Source organism: Ruegeria sp. CL3 (assembly GCF_056536505.1).
In genome coordinates, this window is sequence record NZ_JBQFPT010000004.1 from 165,874 (window position 1) to 185,707 (window position 19,834).

General features: G+C 60.1%; 21 protein-coding genes. 4 read left to right on the forward strand and 17 right to left on the reverse strand.

Annotated features, from left to right (window positions below):
* Window positions 1–77 precede the first annotated feature (77 nt).
* The 13 genes from ftsH to ruvC all read right to left on the reverse strand — a co-directional run bounded on the left by ftsH (window position 78) and on the right by ruvC (window position 11,714).
* Entirely contained in the window at window positions 78–1,994 is a 1,917-nt protein-coding gene (gene ftsH / locus ACR0NO_RS07285; RefSeq protein ID WP_170639309.1) for an ATP-dependent zinc metalloprotease FtsH, read from the reverse strand.
* Between the two features lie 76 nt (window positions 1,995–2,070).
* On the reverse strand, window positions 2,071–3,330 hold the full coding sequence (gene tilS, locus ACR0NO_RS07290; protein WP_480723474.1) for a tRNA lysidine(34) synthetase TilS: 1,260 nt from the start codon (window positions 3,328–3,330) through the stop codon (window positions 2,071–2,073).
* Window positions 3,321–4,145 carry a tol-pal system protein YbgF gene (ybgF, locus tag ACR0NO_RS07295; RefSeq protein ID WP_480723475.1) on the reverse strand — a complete coding sequence of 275 codons (825 nt, stop codon included), beginning with the start codon at window positions 4,143–4,145 and terminating at the stop codon, window positions 3,321–3,323. Before ybgF ends, tilS begins: the two co-directional genes overlap by 10 nt.
* A 4-nt stretch (window positions 4,146–4,149) precedes the next feature.
* On the reverse strand, window positions 4,150–4,656 hold the full coding sequence (gene pal, locus ACR0NO_RS07300) for a peptidoglycan-associated lipoprotein Pal (RefSeq protein WP_480723476.1): 507 nt from the start codon (window positions 4,654–4,656) through the stop codon (window positions 4,150–4,152).
* Window positions 4,657–4,740: 84 nt separating this feature from the next.
* Window positions 4,741–6,060, reverse strand: a complete 1,320-nt coding sequence (tolB, locus tag ACR0NO_RS07305; protein WP_170489481.1) for a Tol-Pal system beta propeller repeat protein TolB — start codon at window positions 6,058–6,060, stop codon at window positions 4,741–4,743.
* Window positions 6,057–7,160 carry an energy transducer TonB gene (locus tag ACR0NO_RS07310; protein ID WP_480723477.1) on the reverse strand — a complete coding sequence of 368 codons (1,104 nt, stop codon included), beginning with the start codon at window positions 7,158–7,160 and terminating at the stop codon, window positions 6,057–6,059. Before ACR0NO_RS07310 ends, tolB begins: the two co-directional genes overlap by 4 nt.
* Window positions 7,161–7,175: 15 nt before the next feature.
* On the reverse strand, window positions 7,176–7,646 hold the full coding sequence (gene tolR / locus ACR0NO_RS07315; protein WP_480723478.1) for a protein TolR: 471 nt from the start codon (window positions 7,644–7,646) through the stop codon (window positions 7,176–7,178).
* 2 nt (window positions 7,647–7,648) lie between these two features.
* Window positions 7,649–8,344: a protein TolQ gene (gene tolQ, locus ACR0NO_RS07320; RefSeq protein WP_170377803.1), complete on the reverse strand. Its 696-nt coding sequence runs from the start codon at window positions 8,342–8,344 to the stop codon at window positions 7,649–7,651.
* A gap of 107 nt (window positions 8,345–8,451) precedes the next feature.
* Entirely contained in the window at window positions 8,452–8,835 is a 384-nt protein-coding gene (gene ybgC, locus ACR0NO_RS07325) for a tol-pal system-associated acyl-CoA thioesterase (RefSeq protein WP_170472006.1), read from the reverse strand.
* A complete protein-coding gene (locus ACR0NO_RS07330; protein ID WP_480723479.1) occupies window positions 8,832–9,455 on the reverse strand; it encodes a hypothetical protein in 624 nt (207 codons plus the stop codon). Before ACR0NO_RS07330 ends, ybgC begins: the two co-directional genes overlap by 4 nt.
* Window positions 9,456–9,518: 63 nt before the next feature.
* The gene (gene ruvB / locus ACR0NO_RS07335) at window positions 9,519–10,538 is read right to left on the reverse strand and encodes a Holliday junction branch migration DNA helicase RuvB (RefSeq protein ID WP_480723480.1); all 1,020 of its coding nucleotides are present in this window, start codon (window positions 10,536–10,538) and stop codon (window positions 9,519–9,521) included.
* 4 nt (window positions 10,539–10,542) lie between these two features.
* Window positions 10,543–11,220, reverse strand: coding sequence for a Holliday junction branch migration protein RuvA (gene ruvA, locus ACR0NO_RS07340; protein WP_480723481.1), 678 nt, complete (start codon window positions 11,218–11,220; stop codon window positions 10,543–10,545).
* On the reverse strand, window positions 11,217–11,714 hold the full coding sequence (gene ruvC, locus ACR0NO_RS07345; protein WP_170377793.1) for a crossover junction endodeoxyribonuclease RuvC: 498 nt from the start codon (window positions 11,712–11,714) through the stop codon (window positions 11,217–11,219). Before ruvC ends, ruvA begins: the two co-directional genes overlap by 4 nt.
* Window positions 11,715–12,046: 332 nt before the next feature.
* On the opposite strand from ruvC, the gene ACR0NO_RS07350 reads away from it, so the two are divergent.
* The gene (locus tag ACR0NO_RS07350; RefSeq protein ID WP_170472013.1) at window positions 12,047–12,262 is read left to right on the forward strand and encodes a DUF1127 domain-containing protein; all 216 of its coding nucleotides are present in this window, start codon (window positions 12,047–12,049) and stop codon (window positions 12,260–12,262) included.
* 97 nt (window positions 12,263–12,359) lie between these two features.
* Here the strand turns inward: ACR0NO_RS07350 and ACR0NO_RS07355 are convergent, their stop codons facing one another.
* The 4 genes from ACR0NO_RS07355 to ACR0NO_RS07370 all read right to left on the reverse strand — a co-directional run bounded on the left by ACR0NO_RS07355 (window position 12,360) and on the right by ACR0NO_RS07370 (window position 17,260).
* Window positions 12,360–12,704 (reverse strand): hypothetical protein, encoded by a 345-nt coding sequence (locus ACR0NO_RS07355; protein ID WP_170472014.1) that lies wholly within the window; start codon window positions 12,702–12,704, stop codon window positions 12,360–12,362.
* Window positions 12,705–12,812: 108 nt separating this feature from the next.
* On the reverse strand, window positions 12,813–13,685 hold the full coding sequence (locus tag ACR0NO_RS07360) for a 50S ribosomal protein L11 methyltransferase (RefSeq protein ID WP_480723482.1): 873 nt from the start codon (window positions 13,683–13,685) through the stop codon (window positions 12,813–12,815).
* A 66-nt stretch (window positions 13,686–13,751) separates the two neighbouring features.
* Window positions 13,752–14,984, reverse strand: coding sequence for an MFS transporter (locus ACR0NO_RS07365; protein ID WP_170477551.1), 1,233 nt, complete (start codon window positions 14,982–14,984; stop codon window positions 13,752–13,754).
* Between the two features lie 80 nt (window positions 14,985–15,064).
* A complete protein-coding gene (locus ACR0NO_RS07370) occupies window positions 15,065–17,260 on the reverse strand; it encodes a primosomal protein N' (RefSeq protein ID WP_480723483.1) in 2,196 nt (731 codons plus the stop codon).
* An 88-nt stretch (window positions 17,261–17,348) separates the two neighbouring features.
* On the opposite strand from ACR0NO_RS07370, the gene fsa reads away from it, so the two are divergent.
* The 3 genes from fsa to ACR0NO_RS07385 all read left to right on the forward strand — a co-directional run bounded on the left by fsa (window position 17,349) and on the right by ACR0NO_RS07385 (window position 19,826).
* On the forward strand, window positions 17,349–18,002 hold the full coding sequence (gene fsa / locus ACR0NO_RS07375; RefSeq protein WP_050603155.1) for a fructose-6-phosphate aldolase: 654 nt from the start codon (window positions 17,349–17,351) through the stop codon (window positions 18,000–18,002).
* Between the two features lie 199 nt (window positions 18,003–18,201).
* Complete coding sequence (locus ACR0NO_RS07380; protein ID WP_480723484.1) at window positions 18,202–18,909, forward strand: DUF484 family protein; 708 nt, start codon at window positions 18,202–18,204, stop codon at window positions 18,907–18,909.
* Complete coding sequence (locus tag ACR0NO_RS07385) at window positions 18,906–19,826, forward strand: tyrosine recombinase XerC (RefSeq protein WP_480723485.1); 921 nt, start codon at window positions 18,906–18,908, stop codon at window positions 19,824–19,826. Before ACR0NO_RS07380 ends, ACR0NO_RS07385 begins: the two co-directional genes overlap by 4 nt.
* Window positions 19,827–19,834: the final 8 nt, after the last annotated feature.

Here is a 19,834-nt window from a genome sequence, read left to right on the forward strand (position 1 = left end):
TCCATTTGCCCGCATAATGACGAGCAGTTGGCGGATGAAAAGAAAAACCCGAGGTCTGGACCTCGGGTTTCTCTTGTTTATGCGGTTGGCTCCGGCTCCATCCCACCTTCGGGCGGAGATTTCTTGGGTTTGGTCTTGGGAATAGCCGTCACGCTGGGCGCGCTGCCCTGATCCGGGCTGTCGCCCTCGTCATCGCCTTCGGTCGGCGCATCGCCATTCATGACCCGCTTGATCTCGTCGCCGGTCAGGGTTTCGTATTCCAACAGGCCCTGCGCCAGACGCTCCCATTCCTCACTCTTGTCGGTCAGGATCTGGTGGGCGCGCTCATAGCCCTGTTGGATCAGGCGCTTCACCTCTTCCTCGATCAGCTCTTTGGTATGGGCAGAGACCGAGAAACCAGCGGTGTTGCCCGAGTAGCCTTCATGGGCTTCGGCGTAGTCGATATTGCCGACCTTGTCCGACATACCCCAGCGCATCACCATGGCGCGCGCCAATTGGCTGGCCTGCATGATGTCACCCGCCGGACCGTTCGAGACATGGTCTTCGCCATATTTGATGACTTCGGCCGCTTTGCCCGCCATGGTCATGGCCAGCTTTTGCTCACACTCATCACGGTGATAGTTCAGGCGATCCATCTCTGGTAGAGAGACAACCATACCCAGCGCGCCACCGCGCGGAATGATCGTTGCCTTGTAAACCGGGTCGCACATCGGCAGCTCCAGACCTACAACAGCGTGACCAGCCTCATGATACGCGGTCTTTTCTTTTTGATCCTGGGTCAGCACCATCGAGCGGCGCTCAGCCCCCATCATCACTTTGTCCTTGGCGTTCTCAAAGTCCTCCATGGTGACAAAGCGACGGCCTACACGCGCAGCCATCAGCGCGGCTTCGTTCACGAGGTTCGCCAGATCCGCACCCGAGAAGCCCGGAGTACCGCGCGCGATGATACGCAGGTCAACATCAGGGCCCAGAGGCGTCTTGCGCGCATGCACGCCCAAGATCTTCTCGCGGCCTTTGATGTCGGGGTTCCCAACAGTCACGTTCCGGTCGAAACGGCCGGGACGCAGCAGAGCCGGGTCCAGAACGTCTTTACGGTTGGTCGCGGCCAGAATGATCACACCTTCGTTGGCCTCAAAGCCGTCCATCTCGACCAGCAATTGGTTGAGCGTCTGTTCGCGCTCATCGTTACCACCGCCATAGCCGGCACCACGATGGCGACCCACGGCGTCGATTTCGTCGATAAACACGATACAAGGCGCGTTCTTCTTGGCCTGTTCGAACATGTCACGGACACGGCTCGCACCGACACCCACGAACATCTCAACGAAGTCAGAACCCGAGATGGTGAAGAACGGCACACCCGCCTCACCCGCAATCGCACGGGCCAGCAGCGTTTTACCGGTACCCGGAGGGCCAACCAGCAACGCACCTTTCGGGATCTTGCCACCAAGACGGCTGAACTTCTGCGGGTTGCGCAGGAATTCAACGATCTCTTCCAGCTCTTCCTTGGCCTCGTCGATGCCAGCAACGTCATCAAAGGTCACGCGGCCGTGCTTTTCGGTCAGCATCTTGGCCTTGGACTTGCCAAAGCCCATCGCACCACCTTTGCCGCCACCCTGCATCCGGTTCATGAAATAGACCCAAACGCCGATCAGCAACAGGAAGGGCAGCAGAGTGATCAGGAACGATTGGAAGCCTGATTGCTGCTGCTTGACCGCTTCGACCGGAATCTGTTCGTCGATCAGCAGCTTCGTGACCTCGGCGTCGCCGGGTTTGATCGTGGTGTAATTCGCGCCGCTTTGTGTGGTGTAGCGAATTTGCTCACCATCCAGGGTGACGTTCTTGACCTCACCGCTTTGAACGGCGCTGACAAAGTCGGAATAGGTGCGTTCATTGCCCTGAAGTGTCCCGCCCGGTCCGCTGAACAGGTTGAACAGTGCAAGGATCAGCAGGAACAGAACGACCCAGAAGGCGATATTACGAGCGTTGCCCAAGGAAATTCTCCTAAAAGATTTCGGCAGACAAGGACCTGCCGGGTTGCTTCTTAAAATAGAGAGGATTGGCTGAGGTTCAATGCGATAAAAAAGATGCGTGAAACTCGGGCCAATCAGGGGCCAGATCAGCGCGCCACCCATTGACGAATCCGGCTAGGGGTGCGGCCTCAAGAGTGTCGCCCCTCCAAACCGCCGGAGACGCTTGCAAAGCAAGCCGTGGACGCCCCGCGGCACGCCAGTCGGGCAGCATCTGCAGGCCGTTTTCACCCAAAGCCCGAATCTCAGCCCCCGGAATATCGGGGCCGGACAGCGCCCAGCGCGCGTCCCATGTACCCGTGATTTTCGCGGTCAGGCCGTCAACCGCGTTGAATTCCCTGCATATCCACTGTTTTTCTGCCTGAGAAAACAGCAAACAGCCCCCAATTGCGCCAGAACTTCCGTTCAGGATGGCCTGCAACGCCTGATCCACGGTTGATTGGCGCGGCGGATAGCCGGGCCCCGCGATCCATGAAATAGCGCCAACCAGAACCCTACGCCGGATTTCTTCAGGCAGCGCGGCGAAGCCCTCGCGATCCAGCACAACGGACCCGGCATCGACCGTAGCAACCCGTTGGGCGGAGTCCTGCGCATAGCGTTCCAGCGCCTCACGCGCTTGTGTGAGGTTGTCGGCGACGCGCGTCAGGGTTTCGGCGGAAATACCAAGCGGCCTTAAATCAGACACGGCTCGCCGCGCCTTGATCCGATCGAAGCGGGTGTCCTGATTCGAGGGGTCCTCAACCCACTGCGCGCCGATCTCAGTCAAATAGGCCCGCAGCCTGTCTCGAGTGATCCCTAGCATAGGGCGCAACAGGTCGATCCCATCGTGGGTTCGACTGCTTGGCATTCCCGACAATCCCGTGACGCCGGCTGAACGGGCCAGTCGCATCAGAATCGTTTCGGCCTGATCATCTGCCGTATGGCCCAGAGCAATCGCTTTGATGTCGTTGCTCTTCGCCCATTCGGTCAGCAAGGCATACCGCGCCTGCCGGGCGTGATCCTGCAAATTGCCTGCGCCGTCCCACCCCTGCCACCGCAAAGTATCGTGGGGAATACCCAACGTGGCAGCCTGTTTTGCAACCGTTCGGGCCTCATCCGCCGACTCGGCGCGCAAACCGTGGTCGACCGTGGCGGCGAATAGCTCCACCCCCTCATCCGACGCAATGCGGTGCAAAAGGTGCATAAGTGCGACAGAGTCCCCTCCGCCCGAGACCGCAATGCCCAGACGCTCCGGCAACCGTTCAGGCAACCGGGCGCGCAGGTCTGTTGTCAGTGTGTCGACTGGCGGCGTCAAGAACACCCCAAAGAGGCCATTTCCTGCACCGCACTAGTGGCTTGCCCCGAGGCCGGGAAACGCACGCCAACCTCGGACAAGGTGATACAGGCTTGATCGGTCTGGCCCAAGCGACCCAAAGCAGCGCCAAGTTCGAACAGAGCTTCGGGCGCCACAGCTCCTTCGGAATCTCCGGTGAAGCTGGCGAGGAATGCACGTGCGGCCTCGCGCGTATCCCCGAGCCCTTCGAGCGCTTTGCCACGGTTCAAATGCGCCTCGGGCGCAAGCGGGCTACCGGGATAAGAGGTGTCAAATTGCGCGAACATCGTGGCAGCTGTCTGGAAGTCACCATCGGCCAGCGCCTGCGACGCATCGTCGAAATCCGCTCGCTCGCCAACGGCCAGCTCGCCCTGGTCCGACGTGTTCGGCTCCGTCGGCGCGGGTGTTACCGCAGCGGTGGATTCCCCTTCGCCACCTAAGGTGGAGGTCTCACCCAGTTTTGACAAATCGCCGCCTTCCAGCTCTACCAGTCGGAACTCAAGATCTCCTATCCGGTTGGTGCCGTCGGTCACGATGTTCTGAACGCGCTGGTTCAACTGCTCGGTCTGACGGGTCAGGCGCTGCAGTTCGGCCTCAATCGCATCCACACGTTCAAGGATCGAGCTACCAGACAGGTTCGGCGCGGGAGAGCCGGTGGTCGAAAACTCACGCTTAAGGCGCTGTATCTCGACATGAAGCACGGTCAGCTCCTGCCGGATATCCGCCAGGGTCTGCTGATCCTGCGCTTGCGCCACGCCCGCTGTTGCCACAACTGCGGCCAGAACCCATCCTGCAACTCTCATCGTCTTACCCCAAGGTTGAACCAGTCAGCACTGTCACCGCGCGGCGGTTTTGGGAATAGCAATCTTCGGTGCTGCAAATCTCGATCGGGCGTTCTTTGCCGAAGCTGACAGTCGTCAGACGGTTGCCCGCCACGCCACGCGAAATCAGGTACTCGCGCGCCGCATTGGCCCGGCGTGCGCCCAGCGCAAGGTTGTACTCCCGCGTGCCCTGCTCATCCGCGTGACCTTCGATCGTTGCCACGTAATCCGGGTTGGCCAGCAGCCATTCCGCCTGCCCTTGCAAAACGGTCTGCGCCTGCGGCGACAGGGTGGACTGATCAACCGCGAACAGAACACGATCCCCGACCGTCTGCTGGAAATAAGCGGGCGAGCGCGGATCGCTAGGAGAGCCCGCGACAATCGAGCCGCTACCACCAGCGCCGCTGCCACCCAAAGCCGAAGGATCATTGTTGGTACAGGCCGCGACCACGCTCAGCGCGCCCAAGGCCAGGATTTTGCCCAATACGTTCATCTCAAGTGCCTCGTTCTTTTGTTTGTTGCCGCCTGTCTATCACAGCGACGGTTTCTTGTGAACTTTGCCGCGCAGTGGCGGCGATCAATTCTGCAATGGCCCCCAGGACGGATCGCTGCCGCCATCCGGCGTCCGCACGGGGCGCAGGTTCCGACCCGAGATATCTACGGAATAGAGCGTCGCCCGTCCACTTGCGCCCTGCGTCTCGCGGGTGAACATGATGACGCGGCCGTTTGGCGACCAGGTCGGGCCTTCGTCCAGGAAGGACGATGTCAGCAGGCGTTCCTCGCTGCCATCGGTGCGCATCACTCCGATATGGAACCGACCTTTGTTCTGCTTGGTAAACGCAATCAGATCACCACGCGGCGACCAGACCGGCGTACCATACCGTCCCTGACCGAAGCTGATCCGCGTCGCTTCGCCTCCGTTTGCCGCCATCACATAAAGCTGCGGCGTGCCTGAACGGTCGCTTTCAAACACAATCTGGCTGCCGTCCGGCGAATAGCTGGGCGCGGTTTCGATCGCAGGCGTGTTGGTCAGGCGCGTACTCTGACCCGAGGCCAGATCCATCCGCCACAGATCGGTATTGCCGCCCTGAATTAGCGAATACACAATCGACCGCCCATCCGGCGAAAAACGCGGTGAAAAGCTCATAGTACCGTCCTGCGTCCGCAGCTCGCGCCGCTGCACACGACCGACATCCAGAATGTAGATCCGCGGGCTGCCACTTTCGTAGCTGGTATAGAGCAGTTGCTCGCCAGTCGGCGAAAAGCGAGGGGCCAGAACGATGGCCGCACTATCCGTCATGTACTGAACATTGGCCCCATCATAATCCATGATCGCCAACCGTTTGAGGCGCTGGTTCTTCGGACCGCTTTCTGAAACGAAAGCAACGCGACTATCGAAATAGGCACCTTCACCGGTGATACGGCTGTAAACTTGATCTGCAACCTTATGCGCCATGCGCCGCCAACCATCCGTGGTGCCCGCCAGCTGCAGACCGTTTCCAAGCTCCTGCCCCGAGAACACATCCCAGACCCGGAACCGAACCGTCAGCCGCTTGCCCGAGACATTCACCGCACCTGTCACCAATGCCTGTGCGTTGATCGCTTTCCAATCTGCAAACTGGACCGGGGCGTCGAAACTGCTGACCCGGCTGATGAACGCATCTGATGAGATTTCGCGGAACAACCCCGTTCCGGTCAAATCCGCCGCAACAACACGCGAGATATCGTTGGCGAACTGCGTCGCTGCCGGGCCATCGGGCACGAAGTTGGGAACCGCAAAGGGCATCGGCTCGATGATGCCTTCGTCGATTTCCAACCGCAGGGGGCTGTTCTGAGCGTAAACCGGAGCCGACACGAGGGTCAGCCCAAGAAAGAGGCTGGTCAGAAGTTTCATCATTTGATCCGCATCCTCTCGGGATTGAATGTAATCTCAATATCCTGCCAGTGATCGTATTTGTCAGCAGGCAGATCATATCCACGCGCGCCACAGCGCAAAATTGCGCGTCGGGCCGCCTGATAAGCTTGATTTTCGGCACCCGAAGCACCGCCAGAGCTATTCAGCAAACGAATGCTCTCGCTGATAATCGTGCCATCACGATTGAGCGAGAACGCAACCGTCACCACTACGTTCAGCGCATCGGTCGACAGCGATCCGACATTCCAGCACCGCGAGACCGCAACGCGCATCGCGTCCTTTTCACCGCTGGTGAGCGGTGGGCCGGAGGGTTCCGTTCCGCCCGCCAAGGCTTCGGACAAAGCATCATTGATGGCGTCGCTATTGTCCGGTGCGGGCGTGGGCGTGGGGGTTTCCGGGGCCGGTTCGGGGGTTTCCGCAACCTCAGGCGTGGGTTCAGGACGGTTGGGCCGCACACGCGGACGCGGAGAGGTCAGAGGCGCTGGCTCGTTGGTCTCTTCGGCCTCAGTCACGATCTCAGGTGCGGCTTCTTCCGGGGCCGTCTGATCTTGTTGTTCTTGCTGCGTCTCAGCGCCTTCGTCCAAGGAAACCGGGGGCGTTTGCACCTCATCCGGCTCTGCCTCGGGCGGAGGCGGCGCGATAGCCTCGGGGGCAACACGCTCGGCTGGGCTGGGTTGCGCTTCAGGTCCCGGCGGCACCGGCAAGGCGGCCGTTTCCGGTTCCGTCAATGTCGGAGGTTCTTCGGGTAGCTCAGGCTCGGGCGGAACCTCGACCGTTTCGGGGACAGTCTCGGGCTCCGGCTCTGCGGGCGTCACCGGTTCAGGACGTGGTTGTTCTTCCGGTGTCACCTCGGGGGTGCTGACCTCAGGTTCCGGCGCGTCGGGTTGTTCCAGAGTACCCGGAGACTCCGGCAGCTCAGGCGCGTCGCGTTGCGCCGTGAGCGCTGCGAATTGCTCAGCCGAAATCACGGAAACATCCTGCACTTGTGTCGGCAGCGGCTCGGACCGGAAGGTGCCGCCGAACAACGCCCAACCGATCAGGCTGACATGCGCAATCGCTGAAATCTTGGTGCCGGTATCCACCGCGCGACCCCACCTTTACCCATCGTCCAGCGTCGGCCCGCCGGTATCCGTCACCAGACCCACATTCGAAAACCCGCCCGCATTCAACGCACCCATCACCTGCATCACTTGCGCGTAGGGGATGGTGCCATCGGCCCGCAAGAAGACACGGTCACTACTGCGTTCTGCCGCGATGGCGCGCAGCCGCCCAATCAGTTCGTCGCGCGCGATATCCGTAGTCTGGATCTGAATACGGCCATCAGCGGTCAGCGTGACGCTAAGTGGTTCCTCACTGTCACCAGGCAAGGCGCTTGCGGCAGTCTTCGGCAGATCAACCGGCACACCAACGGTCAGCAGAGGTGCTGCGACCATGAAGATGATCAACAGCACCAGCATGACGTCGACAAAAGGCGTGACGTTGATTTCAGCCATAGGCTGAGCGCGACCGCGCCGCCGTCCGCGCCTGCGTCCGTTCCCGCCCGAGCTTTGCTGAACCGCTGCCCCCATGGTTAGCTGTCCAACTGGCGCGATAGGATGGTGGCGAATTCATCGGCAAAGGCCTCATACCCTCCGACAATCCGGTCACTATCCGCGCTAAGCTTGTTGTAGAAAATCACTGCCGGGATCGCGGCCAGCAGCCCCAAACCAGTGGCCAACAGCGCCTCGGCAATGCCGGGGGCCACAACGGCGAGGTTCGTATTCTGCTGCTCGGCGATCTCGATAAAGGCGTTCATGATGCCCCAGACTGTGCCGAACAGGCCAATGAACGGAGCGGTTGAGCCGACGGTCGCCAGGATCGGCAGACCTTTCTGCAGTGTCTCCGCCTCTTTCGCGATTGCCACATCCATGGACCGGTCGATCCGAGCCGTCGCCCCGGCGATCAAACCGCCATCTGTGCGGTGCGACCTGCGCCATTCGATCATGCCGGCCGCAAAAATCTTCTCGGAACTGCCATCGGGCTGCGAGCCGATCTGCTCAAACAGCTCATCCAGCGGGTTCCCAGACCAAAAGCTCTCATCAAACTTCTGCGCTTCACGTCGGGCCGCGCGGTAGTTGATGAGTTTCTGAATGATGATGCCCCAAGACCAGATCGACGCCGCTATCAGCATCAGCATCACGAGTTTTACGATAAAGGTCGCGCGGGCATACAGCCCCCACATGGAGAAATCGATCTCCTGCGCCAGCGCCAGCGTTTCAGCTTCCATGAACCTGCTCTTTTTTGCCTGATGGCCGTTTGTTTGGCCTTGTTTTGCCAAACGCTAACGCAGTTGGGGTTGAAAAGCCAACAGAACCACCCCGGGCTGCGAAAATGTTACATCAATGCGCGAATCTCTGCCGGGAGGCGGATCGGTTTGCCGTCTTTATTGATGCAAACCGCCGTGACCGAAGCGCGGAAAATATCAGTCTCACCCCGTTTCACAAGCTGCGCCATGGTCAGGCGCACGCCGGAAATCTCGGTCACTTCTGTTTCGACGATCAGTTCGTCATCAAACTTGGCGGGCGACAGGTAGTCCGCCTCGACCCGTCGTACGACCCAGACGATCCCCTCATCCCGCATGGCGTTCTGGTCATTGCCCAAACGGCGCACCCAGTCCGAGCGCGCACGTTCGATGTAACGCAGGTAGTTCGCGTGATAGACGACACCGCCCATGTCGGTATCCTCATAGTAAACGCGAACCGGAAAGATGTGCTTCATTGCGGAGGCTCCAACCGGGCAAACAGGCGAAGCGCGTACGAGGCATCCTGCGCAGACCCAGGCAAAATCGGATCGTAAGCGGCTCGGATCAGGCCCGCGATATCCGGGCGCAGGATCGTCGCCTCACCTGCCACAGCCAGAGGCGATTGCTGTCGAAACGCCGTATCCGACCAGAGCAGAATGGTCTGCACCACCTGACTGAGCGCCAGAGTCTTGGCCGGGACTTTGGACAGTTCCTTGTCCATACGCAGGAATACGAAGGCCGCGCGGATCGCGCCGTCTTCTTCGAACCTGAAGATGCGGTACTGATTGGCGTCCGACGCAACCAGACGCTCAACCAAAGGTGCCAGATCGGGGATAAGACGATCCAGATCCGGAACCTCCAGCAGTTCCTGCCAGTCGCGGAAGAAAAAGACCATGCAATTGGCGCCCAGCTCTGGGTCCGTCTCGGCCATCTTATGACCGGCCAGCGTCACCACGGCCTCGAACGCGCCTTTGACGGTTGCCAGCGTCTCATCCTCGACACCGAAAACGATCGGTACGATAGGGCGACCCCAACGCGCAAAAAGGAACTCTCCGCTTTCGCGCGTAAACAGCGCCTCGATCTCTTCCGGTGTCACGCCCAGCCTTTCATCATTTTAACAATGCTCTCACCGAAGGATTAAAATTTCTGGGTGATGCCTTCAACCAAACAGATCGCTCTGCCCCTTTGGTGCAGCCATACCCAAATGCGTCCACGCCTTCTGCGCCAACATCCGCCCGCGCGGCGTGCGTTGGATCAGTCCCTGCTGCAGCAAATAGGGCTCGATCACTTCCTCAAGCGAGTCGCGACTTTCCGATAAGGCCGCCGACATCGTCTCAATCCCAACCGGACCACCGCCATAGTTCTCAGCGACCAGTTTCAGATACCGACGGTCCGCGCCGTCCAACCCGAGATGATCCACACCCAAGCGAGTCAGCGCCCCATCGGCCAATTCGCGCGTAATCCGCCCGTCGCCTTCGACGATGGCAAAATCCACCACGCGCCGCAGCAAACGACCCGCGATCCGAGGCGTCCCACGCGACCTGCGCGCAATCTCACGCGCGCCATCGTCGTCTGCTGGCGCGCCCAGTTTGCGCGCGTTGCGCGTGACGATCTCGTGCAACTCATCGACCGTGTAGAACTGCAACCGGGTCGGAATACCAAAACGGTCGCGCAGCGGCGTGGTCAGCAGACCCATCCGCGTGGTGGCTCCAACCAGCGTAAACGGCTGCAATTCAATCCGAACGGTACGCGCCGCTGGACCTTCGCCAATCACCAAATCCAGCTCAAAATCTTCCATCGCAGGATAGAGAACTTCCTCGACCGCCGGGTTCAAGCGATGGATTTCATCGATAAATAACACATCCCGCGCTTCCAGATTGGTCAAGATCGCCGCCAGGTCGCCCGCCTTCGCCAGAACCGGACCAGAGGTCATACGGAAATTCACGCCCAACTCGCGCGCCATGATTTGTGCCAGCGTGGTTTTCCCCAAACCCGGAGGACCATGGAACAGCGTATGATCCATCGCCTCGCCGCGCTGCTTGGCGGATTGGATGAAGATGCGCAGGTTTGCACGCGCCTCGGCCTGACCAATGAACTCATCCAGCCCCTGCGGCCGTAGGGCGCGGTCACTGTCCTCAGGTAGAGGGTCAGGCCGCAGCGTGGGATCGGCGTCTACCATTCAATCACCCTTTCGGAGCCAGCAGCTTGAGCGCCGCGCGGATCAATTCAGCCTCGCCCGCGTCAGGCAGATTGGCCGCCGCCTCCGCCACGGCCGAGGCCGCCTCGGATGGGCCATATCCCAAATTCGACAAGGCCGACAACGCCCCCGCAGAGGCCACCGCCGACCCCGAGGCCCGTTTTGCGGTCCGTTTCGGTGCTGGCTGCGGCTCGACGGTTTCAACAACTTCCAACGCGGGGCCATCCATCGCCTCGGTCACGGTGCCGCCCATCGCCATAACGCCCGGCGCCTTGTCCTTAAGGTCCAGCACGATGCGCTGCGCTGTCTTCGGGCCCACACCCTTGGCAGCCTTCACCGCGCCCCAATCGCCCAGAGCAATCGCGCGGCTTACACCATCCGGCCCCAACGCGCTTAGAATAGCCAGCGAGACCTTGGCCCCGACGCCCTGAACCGAACACAATAGTCGATGCCATTCCTTTTCGATCAGGGAGAGGAAACCATAAAGCTGCATCAGATCTTCACGCACGACCATGTCGGTATAGATCGAGACTGCCTCACCCACGCCTGGCAACGCAGCCATGGTCCTGTCCGAGCAATAGACGATGTAACCCACGCCACGCACGTCGATCAAGATGTGGTCTGCGGCGCGATAGTCTAGACGCCCTGCCAGTTTACCGATCATGCCCTCACCTCTTTCACACGCGGCTGTTGTGTCTTGCCGTAATACGCATGACAGATTGCGATTGCCAATGCATCCGCCGCATCCGCGCCCTTGGGCAAACACCCAGGCAACTGCAGCTTGACCATGTGCAGGACCTGCTCTTTCTCGGCGTGCCCAACGCCAACGACGGTTTTCTTGACCCGGTTCGGAGCATATTCCCCCACAGGCAGCCCGGCCTGTGCCAGCGTCAGCAAGGCCACGCCCCGCGCCTGACCCAGTTTCAGCGTCCCGGCACCATCCTTGTTCACGAAAGTCTGCTCAATCGCAGCTTGGTCGGGCCTGTATTCGGCGATGACCTCGACAATTTGATTGTGCAGAGAAAGCAGTCGCTCGCCCAGATCATCCCCGTCAGATTTGCACAAACCGTTCGAAACGTGGCTCAACCGGCTGCCATTTGATTCGATGACGCCCCATCCCAGGGTCCTAAGCCCCGGATCAATGCCCAGAATTCGCATGCTTCGCCTCAGCCCGCTCGGGTTTTGTGATCTTTTTTCAACGGATAGCACGAAGCGTGAACATTTTCCAAGCGAATTGACCCTAAGTCTGAAAACGACGCCGCCATCCTGCGCGCGACACAAAGGACGGTTTGCGACTTCGGAAAGTCTGAAATCGACACTTTTGTGAACCTATTTTAACCATGTTTTTAAGGTGCTTACAGATTCGGCAAGCGTTGCAAAAACTGCATAGGACACATGCAAAAAATGCTATTGCGCGGGCAAATCTTCGACACTAGATGCCGCTCAGATCGCAAGATCAAATGTTCACACAAACCAGAAGGAAACAGGATATGGCTGCACTGGACTCGACCCGCATCGCCACCACTGGCTCATTCGGCCTCGTTGGCCGTATCGGCGCATTTTTCACATCGGTTGCACATGCCGCCGTCGATTGGAATGACGCCCGCGTAACACGCAACGTGCTGACCGGTCTGAGCGACCGCGAACTGGATGATATCGGGCTGTGCCGCGGCGACATCGACGTTATCGCCGAAGGCCGCCGGTAAGACGACCTCCGCATCATACGCCCCTTTCTCCTCCCTGTGGGGCGCAAAGAAACACCGCGAGCCGAAAGGCCGCGGTGTTTTCTGTTTCAGCTGGTGCTTAGTAGAGAACTTTGTTGAGCTGAACCGAGAGGAACTGTGAAACCGGGTCGATCTGCATGATCCAAGCGCCTGCCTGTTCGACCTGTGTGCCCTCTTTCAGGCTGTCGATGCGGTATTGATATCCTGAGGGGCCGAGGCTGGACAAAAGAAACGCCTTGAAGGCAAAAACCGCAAGCAGGGTAAACACCAATACTTTAGCCGGAACCGCTGAGCGAACCCTTTGCGGCTTCATCACCACCAAGCCATCTTTGCGCATCGTTGCGCGATAGCCTTTACTGAGTTTCGAGTGCTTCTTGTTCAGGCGCTGAACGCGCTGATCAAATTCCAGTTGTTTTCCCGCCATGGCAGCCTCCACAAAACCGCCCCCCATCAAAATGATTAAAAAAGGGTAAGCATAGATTGCGACAAAAACGTGGCGCGACTCTAGAAAACTCCTGTAAATGGCCCCGATTTAGCCCTGTTTACTTAAGATTAGCGTCGTCCATTCACCAATCTCACCTCGATGATGCAGATTGAAGCCATTCTGGGAATAAACATTCACCACATCATCGGCCTGTTCGTTCAGGATTCCCGACAGGATCGCAAAGCCATCAGCCCGCAGATTCGCCGAGATTTCCGGCGACAGAGCGACTAGCGGACCCTTCAGAATGTTGGCAAAAATCAGATCATAGGGCGCATGGGCGTTCAGGTCCGGGTGATCGAAGCCAGCGGCCTCGACACAGTGAACCTGACCGGACATGCCGTTGGCCTTCAGGTTCGCTTCAGCCACATCGACGGCAACCTGATCAATGTCACTGGCGATGATGTCCCCTTCCCAAACGCGCGCAGCCGCCATGGCCAGTACCGCAGTTCCGCACCCGATATCGGCGACCTTTCTGGCCGAGAACCCTTTGTCCAGCAATTGGTCCAGCGCCTTCAGACAGCCCAGAGTGGTTCCGTGGTGCCCGGTGCCAAAGGCCATCGCGGCTTCGATCAACAAGGGGATACGGCCTTCGGGCAGCTTGCCGGCGTCGTGGCTGCCATAGACAAAGAAACGACCTGCCTCGACAGGGGCCAGCTCGCGGCGCACATGGGCGACCCAATCGGTTTCGGGCAGCTCGGACACCACAAAGGGCTTGGCCTCAAAGGCCGCGGCCAGTACGGCCAGCGCCGTCTCATCGGGGGCTTCGGTGAAATACCCGCCAACTTCCCACAGGCCCGAGCCATCTTCGACCTCAAATACGCCAACGCCAGTGGGTTCGGGATCCAGACGCTCCATCGCTTCACCAAGACCTTCGGCGGGTTTTTTGCCGGTCAGCGTGGTAAGGGCGGTGAATGTGGGCATAGGGGCCTCCTGTCTGGGTCAGGACAGCGCGTAGGGCGTGGGCCCGCCAAGGTCAAGCTCTTGCGCCTATTCGGCGGGGGCCGGCGCGTATTTGGTCAGGATGGTCTCATTGCCCGGCTCAGGATGGCGCGGGATCAACAGAGACAGAGCAAGCGAGATCATCGCCATCGCCGCCGCCAGCGCGAACACTGCACCGGGTGAGGCCACCCAAAGCAGCCCAAGCAGCGCGGGCAGGAACACCGCGGCGATATGGTTGATGGTAAACGCCACAGCGGCCGTCGGAGCGATATCGGCGGGATCAGCGATTTTCTGGAAGTAGGTTTTCAGGGCCAAAGCCAGTGCGAACAGCACATGGTCGATCACATAGAGGGTCGCCGCCAGAACCACGCCCCACCCAAACCAGTAGATTCCACCATAGGCCGCGAAAACAATCGCCAGCCCGGCATATTCAAAGATCAATGTCCGGCGTTCGCCAAATTTGGACACCGCTTTGCCCAGCATCGGAGCCGCCGCCATATTGATCACAAGGTTGATCAGATACAGGCTGGTGAGTTCGTGCACCTCGAACCCAAATTTCTCAACCATCATGAAGCCTGCGAACACCACAAATATCTGACGGCGCGCGCCTGCCATGAATTGCAGCGCGTAATACAGCCAATAGCGTTTGCGCAGGATCAGCTTTTTGGTCTGCGGCGTCGGCGCGTCAAATTGCGGATAGGCCAATAGGCAGAACAGAGCCAACAGCGCTGTCGCACCGCCTGCCATCATGAAGACGAAGTTGTAGGACAGGTCGAACCGATCCCACGTTAGGACGATCAACCCATAGACCACCGCCGTCGCCGCCGAGCCCATCGCCACAAGCCATCCCAGAATCTGCGGCGCACGGTCCTTTGGAAGCCATTGCAACTGCAGCGACTGGTTGACCGTCTCGTAGTAGTGAAAGCCGATCGAGCTGAAGAGTGTTACGAACAACAGCCCGCCAAGGCTTGGGAACCACGCAGTCACCGCCGTCGCCACACCCAGCATCATCAGCGAGATCATGGCCAACACCTGTTCGCGCACAAAGATGATCACAGCGATCACGCCGACGGCCAGAAAACCCGGTATTTCCCGCACCGTGTGCAGCAAACCGATATCTGCGCCATCGAAATTCGCCACTTCGATGACGAAGTTGTTCAACAGCGCGCTCCACCCATTGAAGGCAATGGGCATGGTCAGCGCCATCATGAACAGCAACGTGATCGGGCGACGCCAAAACGGCAGGCTTTGCGCCTCGGAAAGTGGCATTGGTTTCAACATGCGACTCCCTCTACGCCGATTTTTGCGCTTTGGCGAGAGGAGAGATCCCGGCGCACATCCGCTCTGCGCCTATGCAGAGGTTAGTAGAAGTTCTGCGGGTCGATATCGACGGTCAGGCGGATATCCCCTTTCAGGCGCAGAGGCGCGATCCAGCGGGCGATGGCGTCCTGAATGGGCGCACCCTTGGGGGCCTTGACCAAAAGGCGTACTCGATGCCTGCCCCGGATGCGGGCAATCGGCGCAGGGGCCGGACCAAAGACCTGAGCGCCAATCTCGCGCAACGGCGCATCATTACGCGCCATCGCGTTGCCGATATCAAAGACCGGAGCGACCTCGGGGCCAGACAGCACGATCCCCGCCATACGCCCGTAGGGCGGCACACCAGCGGCTTGGCGACCGGCGGCCTCGGCTTTCCAGAAGCCTTCCTCATCACCCGACAGAATGGCGCGGATCACCGGATGCTCGGGCTGAAACGTCTGCAACAGCGCCTGCCCCGGCTTATCCGCGCGCCCAGCACGTCCCGCCACCTGCCGCATCAATTGAAACGTCCGCTCAGCCGCGCGCAAATCCGCACCATGCAAGCTAAGATCGGCATCAATGACCCCCACCAGCGTCAGCTTGGGAAAGTTATGCCCCTTGGCCACCAGCTGCGTGCCGATGACGATATCGGCGTCGCCCTCGGCGATCTCTTCGATCTTGGCCTTCAACGCGCGGGCCGAGCCGAACAGATCGGAGCTGAGCATTGCGATCTTGGCCTCGGGGAACGTCGCCTCGGCCTCTTCCGCCAGCCGTTCGATCCCCGGGCCGACCGGGGCCAGTTTCCCTTCGACCCCGCAAGACGGGCAAGTATCTGGCATCGGTTTGGTCTCGCCGCATTGATGGCACATCAGGCGCTTGAGGAACCGATGCTCGACCATCCGCGCGTCGCAGTGATCGCAGGCAATCTGTTCCCCGCAAGCCCGGCACAAGGTCACTGGCGCATAGCCGCGACGGTTGATGAACAACAGTGACTGTTCACCCTTTTCGATCCGTTGCCGCACCGCCTGCCGCAAGGACGGAGAAATCCACGTCCCCGGCTGCATCTGCTCGGCGCGCATGTCGATGGGCTTCATCTCGGGCAGAACCGCCGCCCCGAAGCGCGAGGTCAGATCCAGCCGCTCATACTTGCCCGCCTCGGCATTAGCCCAGCTTTCCAACGAGGGCGTCGCGCTGGCCAGAATCACTCGCCCGCCGCAAATGGCCGAGCGCAGAACCGCCATGTCTCGCGCGCTATAGTGCACGCCGTCTTCCTGTTTATATGAGGTGTCGTGTTCCTCATCGACCACAACTAGACCCAAATCTCGAAACGGCAGGAACAGGGCCGAGCGCGCTCCCACGACCAGTTGCGCATCGCCCTGCCCGACCATCCGCCAGACCCGGCGGCGTTCAGTCATTGTGGCCCCTGAATGCCACTCGGCTGGGCGGGCACCGAACCGGGCCTCGACGCGGGTTAGAAATTCGGCCGTCAGCGCAATCTCGGGCAGCAGAACCAGCGCCTGCCGCCCCATGCGCAGTGCTTCGGCGACAGCCTCCAGATAGACCTCGGTCTTGCCCGAACCGGTCACACCTTTCAGCAGCGTTGTGCCGTAGGTGCCGGTCCGCTGGCCAGCCTGCAGTCGCGCCACGGCTGCCGCCTGATCCTCGGTAAGGTCTTTGCCGGGCAACTCGGGATCGAGATGGGGGTAGGGCAAATCGCGCGGGCTGTCCTCTTCCCGAACCGCGCCCAGTTTGACCAACCCTTTGACAACAGAGGTCGTTACCCCGGCCTGCTCGGCCAGTTCCTTTAAGGTGAAGGCCAGCCCGCCATATTCTTTCAACACCTCAAGCACCCGGGTGCGGGCATCGGTCATCCGATCCGGTTCAGACGTACCCAGCCGGTAGACTTTGCGCATCGAAGGCGGATCCCCCAGGCCCGGCGCGCGGGTTGCAAGGCGCAGCATCGCAGGCATCGGTGTCAGCGTGTAATCCGCCACTTTCCCCAGAAACACCCGCATCTCTTCGCGCATGGGCGCAACTTCAAGCACCCGGATCACGGACCGCGCCTTGGCCAGATCGAACCCGCCCTGCCCGGACCCCCAAACCACGCCCAGCACCTTGCGCGGCCCCAATGGCACCTCGACAAACGCACCCAGAAAGCACCCACCTTCGGGCGCTTTGTAATCCAACGTCCGGTCCAGCGGCTGGGTTGTCAGCACCGCAACCAGCTCTCCTTCGTCGAAAAATCCGTTAGCGCTCACAGCATATCCTATGCAGGGGGTTCCAGCAGGGGTCTCTTTGAGGTAAAGCCATCCGCGACCAAGGCCAACCCATCAAAGGACTGCCCGCATGAAATTCTTCGTAGACACTGCCGAGATCGACGCCATTGCCGAACTGAACGACCTGGGCATGGTGGACGGCGTCACCACCAACCCTTCGCTGATCCTGAAATCCGGCCGCGACATTCTGGAAGTGACCAAAGAGATCTGTGATCTGGTCGACGGCCCCGTATCCGCCGAAGTTGTCGCCACCGAGGCCGACGACATGATCGCCGAAGGCCGCAAGCTGGCCAAGATCGCCCCGAACATCGCGGTCAAAGTACCGCTAACATGGGCCGGCCTGAAAACCTGTAAAACCCTCAGCGACGAAGGCCAGATGGTCAACGTGACCTTGTGCTTCTCGACGAACCAGGCCCTTTTGGCAGCCAAGGCGGGCGCGACCTTCATTTCACCCTTCATTGGCCGTTTGGACGACATCAACCTCGACGGCATGGATCTGATCGCCGATATCCGTCAGGTCTATGACAACTACGGGTTTGAGACCGAAATCCTCGCCGCCTCGATCCGCACCGTGAATCACGTGACCGACAGCGCGCGCATTGGTGCCGACGTGATCACCGCACCGCCCGCCGTGATCAAGAAACTAGCCGACCACCCGCTGACCGACAAAGGTCTGGAAACCTTCCTGGCAGACTGGGCCAAAACTGGTCAGAAAATCCTCTGACCCTTTGTACGACCGCGCGGTGCCAACAGGCACCGTGCCCGGCCCAACTGTGCGGGGCTGATCTCTGATCGGCGCCAAGCGGGCGGGAGCGCTTCGGACACAGCGCAAAATGAAATCCATTCATGCGTGCATTTTTTCCAAGGCAAGTCCGGTTGGGCGTGCTATAAGCCGCCAAAACAAAAAAACGACCGGACGGGATATGAGCAGCAACCCAAAACTCGAGGACAACCTCCGAGCCGCGATTCTGGCCAAGCCTGATGCTTTGCTGGATGATAAAGATCTGATGCAGGCACTGGTAGACGCCAATGAACAGGCCCGAGGCGACAACGTTATCGACCTGCGCGGCATCGCCATGCAACGGCTCGAAGCCAGACTGGACCGTTTGGAAGACACGCACCGGTCCGTCATCGCCGCAGCCTACGAAAACCTGGCCGGGACCAACCAAGTCCACCGCGCCATTCTGCGTCTTCTAGAACCGGTTGAGTTCGAAGACTTCCTGCGCGTGCTTGGCGAGGATGTTGCCGAAATCCTGCGGGTCCAACGCATCACACTGGTTTTGGAAACCACCGCCCTTATGGACGATCCCGCCATCGACAAACTGGGCGGCACGCTGACCGTCGTCGAACCGGGTTTTGTCGACCAATACCTAACCTATGATCGCGGCGGTCCTGCGCGCGACGTCATCTTGCGCGAAATTCAGAAGCCCAACCAACGGGTATTTGGCACTCTTGCCGCTCAACTCAGGTCCGAAGCTTGCCTGAAGCTAGATCTCGGATCCGGTCGCCTGCCCGGTCTGATTGTCATGGGGGCCTCGGACCCGAGGCACTTCACGCCGCAACTTGGCACCGATCTGTTGTCGTTTTTTGCTGGCGTGTTCGAACGCTCAATGCGCCACTGGCTGTCGTGAGCCTGATCTCGCCAGCTTGCCGAGACGCCCTCCAACACTGGTTGGAGAGCCTGGGCGCACTGGCGGGACGGTCTCAGAACACCCAAACCGCATATCGCGGGGACGTCACCGATTTCCTCTCCTTCATGACCCTCCACCACGGAGACCGTCAGGGCATCGCCGCGCTCGAACGCATCACCGTCTCGGACATGCGCGCATGGATGGCCGATCAGCGCCAAAGCGGTGTGGGCGCGCGCTCTCTGGCGCGAAAACTGTCAGCCGTCAAAAGCTTCTACCGCTGGCTGGCCGAGCGTGAAGGCTTCGAACCCACTGCCGTCCTTTCGACCCGCGCGCCAAAATTCACCAAAAAACTCCCTCGCCCTCTGGCCGAGGACGCAGCCCGCGCCATGATCGAAACGGTCGAGTTGCAATCCAGCAATGACTGGATCTCAGCCCGTGATGTGGCTGTTGTCACGCTGCTGTACGGCTGCGGATTGCGCATTTCCGAGGCGCTGTCTCTGACCGGTGCAGATGCCCCGCTGCCGGCAACCCTGCGCATTACAGGCAAAGGCGACAAAGAAAGGATCGTCCCGGTTCTTCCAGCCGCGCGCGAAGCGGTGGACCACTATCTCCAACTCTGCCCGCACCCGAAATCAGACAACCTTGCCCTGTTTCGCGGTGTCCGGGGCGGAGCGCTAAATCCCCGCGTGATACAAGAGGTTATGTCGAAGGCCCGCATGCAACTCGGCCTACCCGCGACCGCGACGCCACATGCCATGCGGCATAGTTTTGCTACGCATCTGCTCTCAGCCGGTGGGGACCTGCGCGCGATTCAAGAGCTTCTGGGCCACGCCTCTCTATCCACCACCCAGACCTACACGGCCGTCGATACTGCCCGCCTGATGGAGGTGTACAACCGCGCCCACCCAAAGGCCTGAGGTTCAAA

Coding starts and splice junctions, on each gene's coding strand:
- ACR0NO_RS07350 (WP_170472013.1), top strand. CDS start 12,047: ATGGCTGCACTGGACTCGACCCGCATCGCCACCACTGGCTCATTCGGC.
- tolB (WP_170489481.1), bottom strand. CDS start 6,060: ATGATGAAACTTCTGACCAGCCTCTTTCTTGGGCTGACCCTCGTGTCG.
- ACR0NO_RS07380 (WP_480723484.1), top strand. CDS start 18,202: ATGAGCAGCAACCCAAAACTCGAGGACAACCTCCGAGCCGCGATTCTG.
- pal (WP_480723476.1), bottom strand. CDS start 4,656: ATGAACGTATTGGGCAAAATCCTGGCCTTGGGCGCGCTGAGCGTGGTC.
- ACR0NO_RS07355 (WP_170472014.1), bottom strand. CDS start 12,704: ATGGCGGGAAAACAACTGGAATTTGATCAGCGCGTTCAGCGCCTGAAC.
- ruvB (WP_480723480.1), bottom strand. CDS start 10,538: ATGGTAGACGCCGATCCCACGCTGCGGCCTGACCCTCTACCTGAGGAC.
- ybgF (WP_480723475.1), bottom strand. CDS start 4,145: ATGAGAGTTGCAGGATGGGTTCTGGCCGCAGTTGTGGCAACAGCGGGC.
- fsa (WP_050603155.1), top strand. CDS start 17,349: ATGAAATTCTTCGTAGACACTGCCGAGATCGACGCCATTGCCGAACTG.
- ACR0NO_RS07365 (WP_170477551.1), bottom strand. CDS start 14,984: ATGTTGAAACCAATGCCACTTTCCGAGGCGCAAAGCCTGCCGTTTTGG.
- ACR0NO_RS07360 (WP_480723482.1), bottom strand. CDS start 13,685: ATGCCCACATTCACCGCCCTTACCACGCTGACCGGCAAAAAACCCGCC.
- tolR (WP_480723478.1), bottom strand. CDS start 7,646: ATGGGGGCAGCGGTTCAGCAAAGCTCGGGCGGGAACGGACGCAGGCGC.
- tolQ (WP_170377803.1), bottom strand. CDS start 8,344: ATGGAAGCTGAAACGCTGGCGCTGGCGCAGGAGATCGATTTCTCCATG.
- ruvA (WP_480723481.1), bottom strand. CDS start 11,220: ATGATCGGTAAACTGGCAGGGCGTCTAGACTATCGCGCCGCAGACCAC.
- ruvC (WP_170377793.1), bottom strand. CDS start 11,714: ATGCGAATTCTGGGCATTGATCCGGGGCTTAGGACCCTGGGATGGGGC.
- ybgC (WP_170472006.1), bottom strand. CDS start 8,835: ATGAAGCACATCTTTCCGGTTCGCGTTTACTATGAGGATACCGACATG.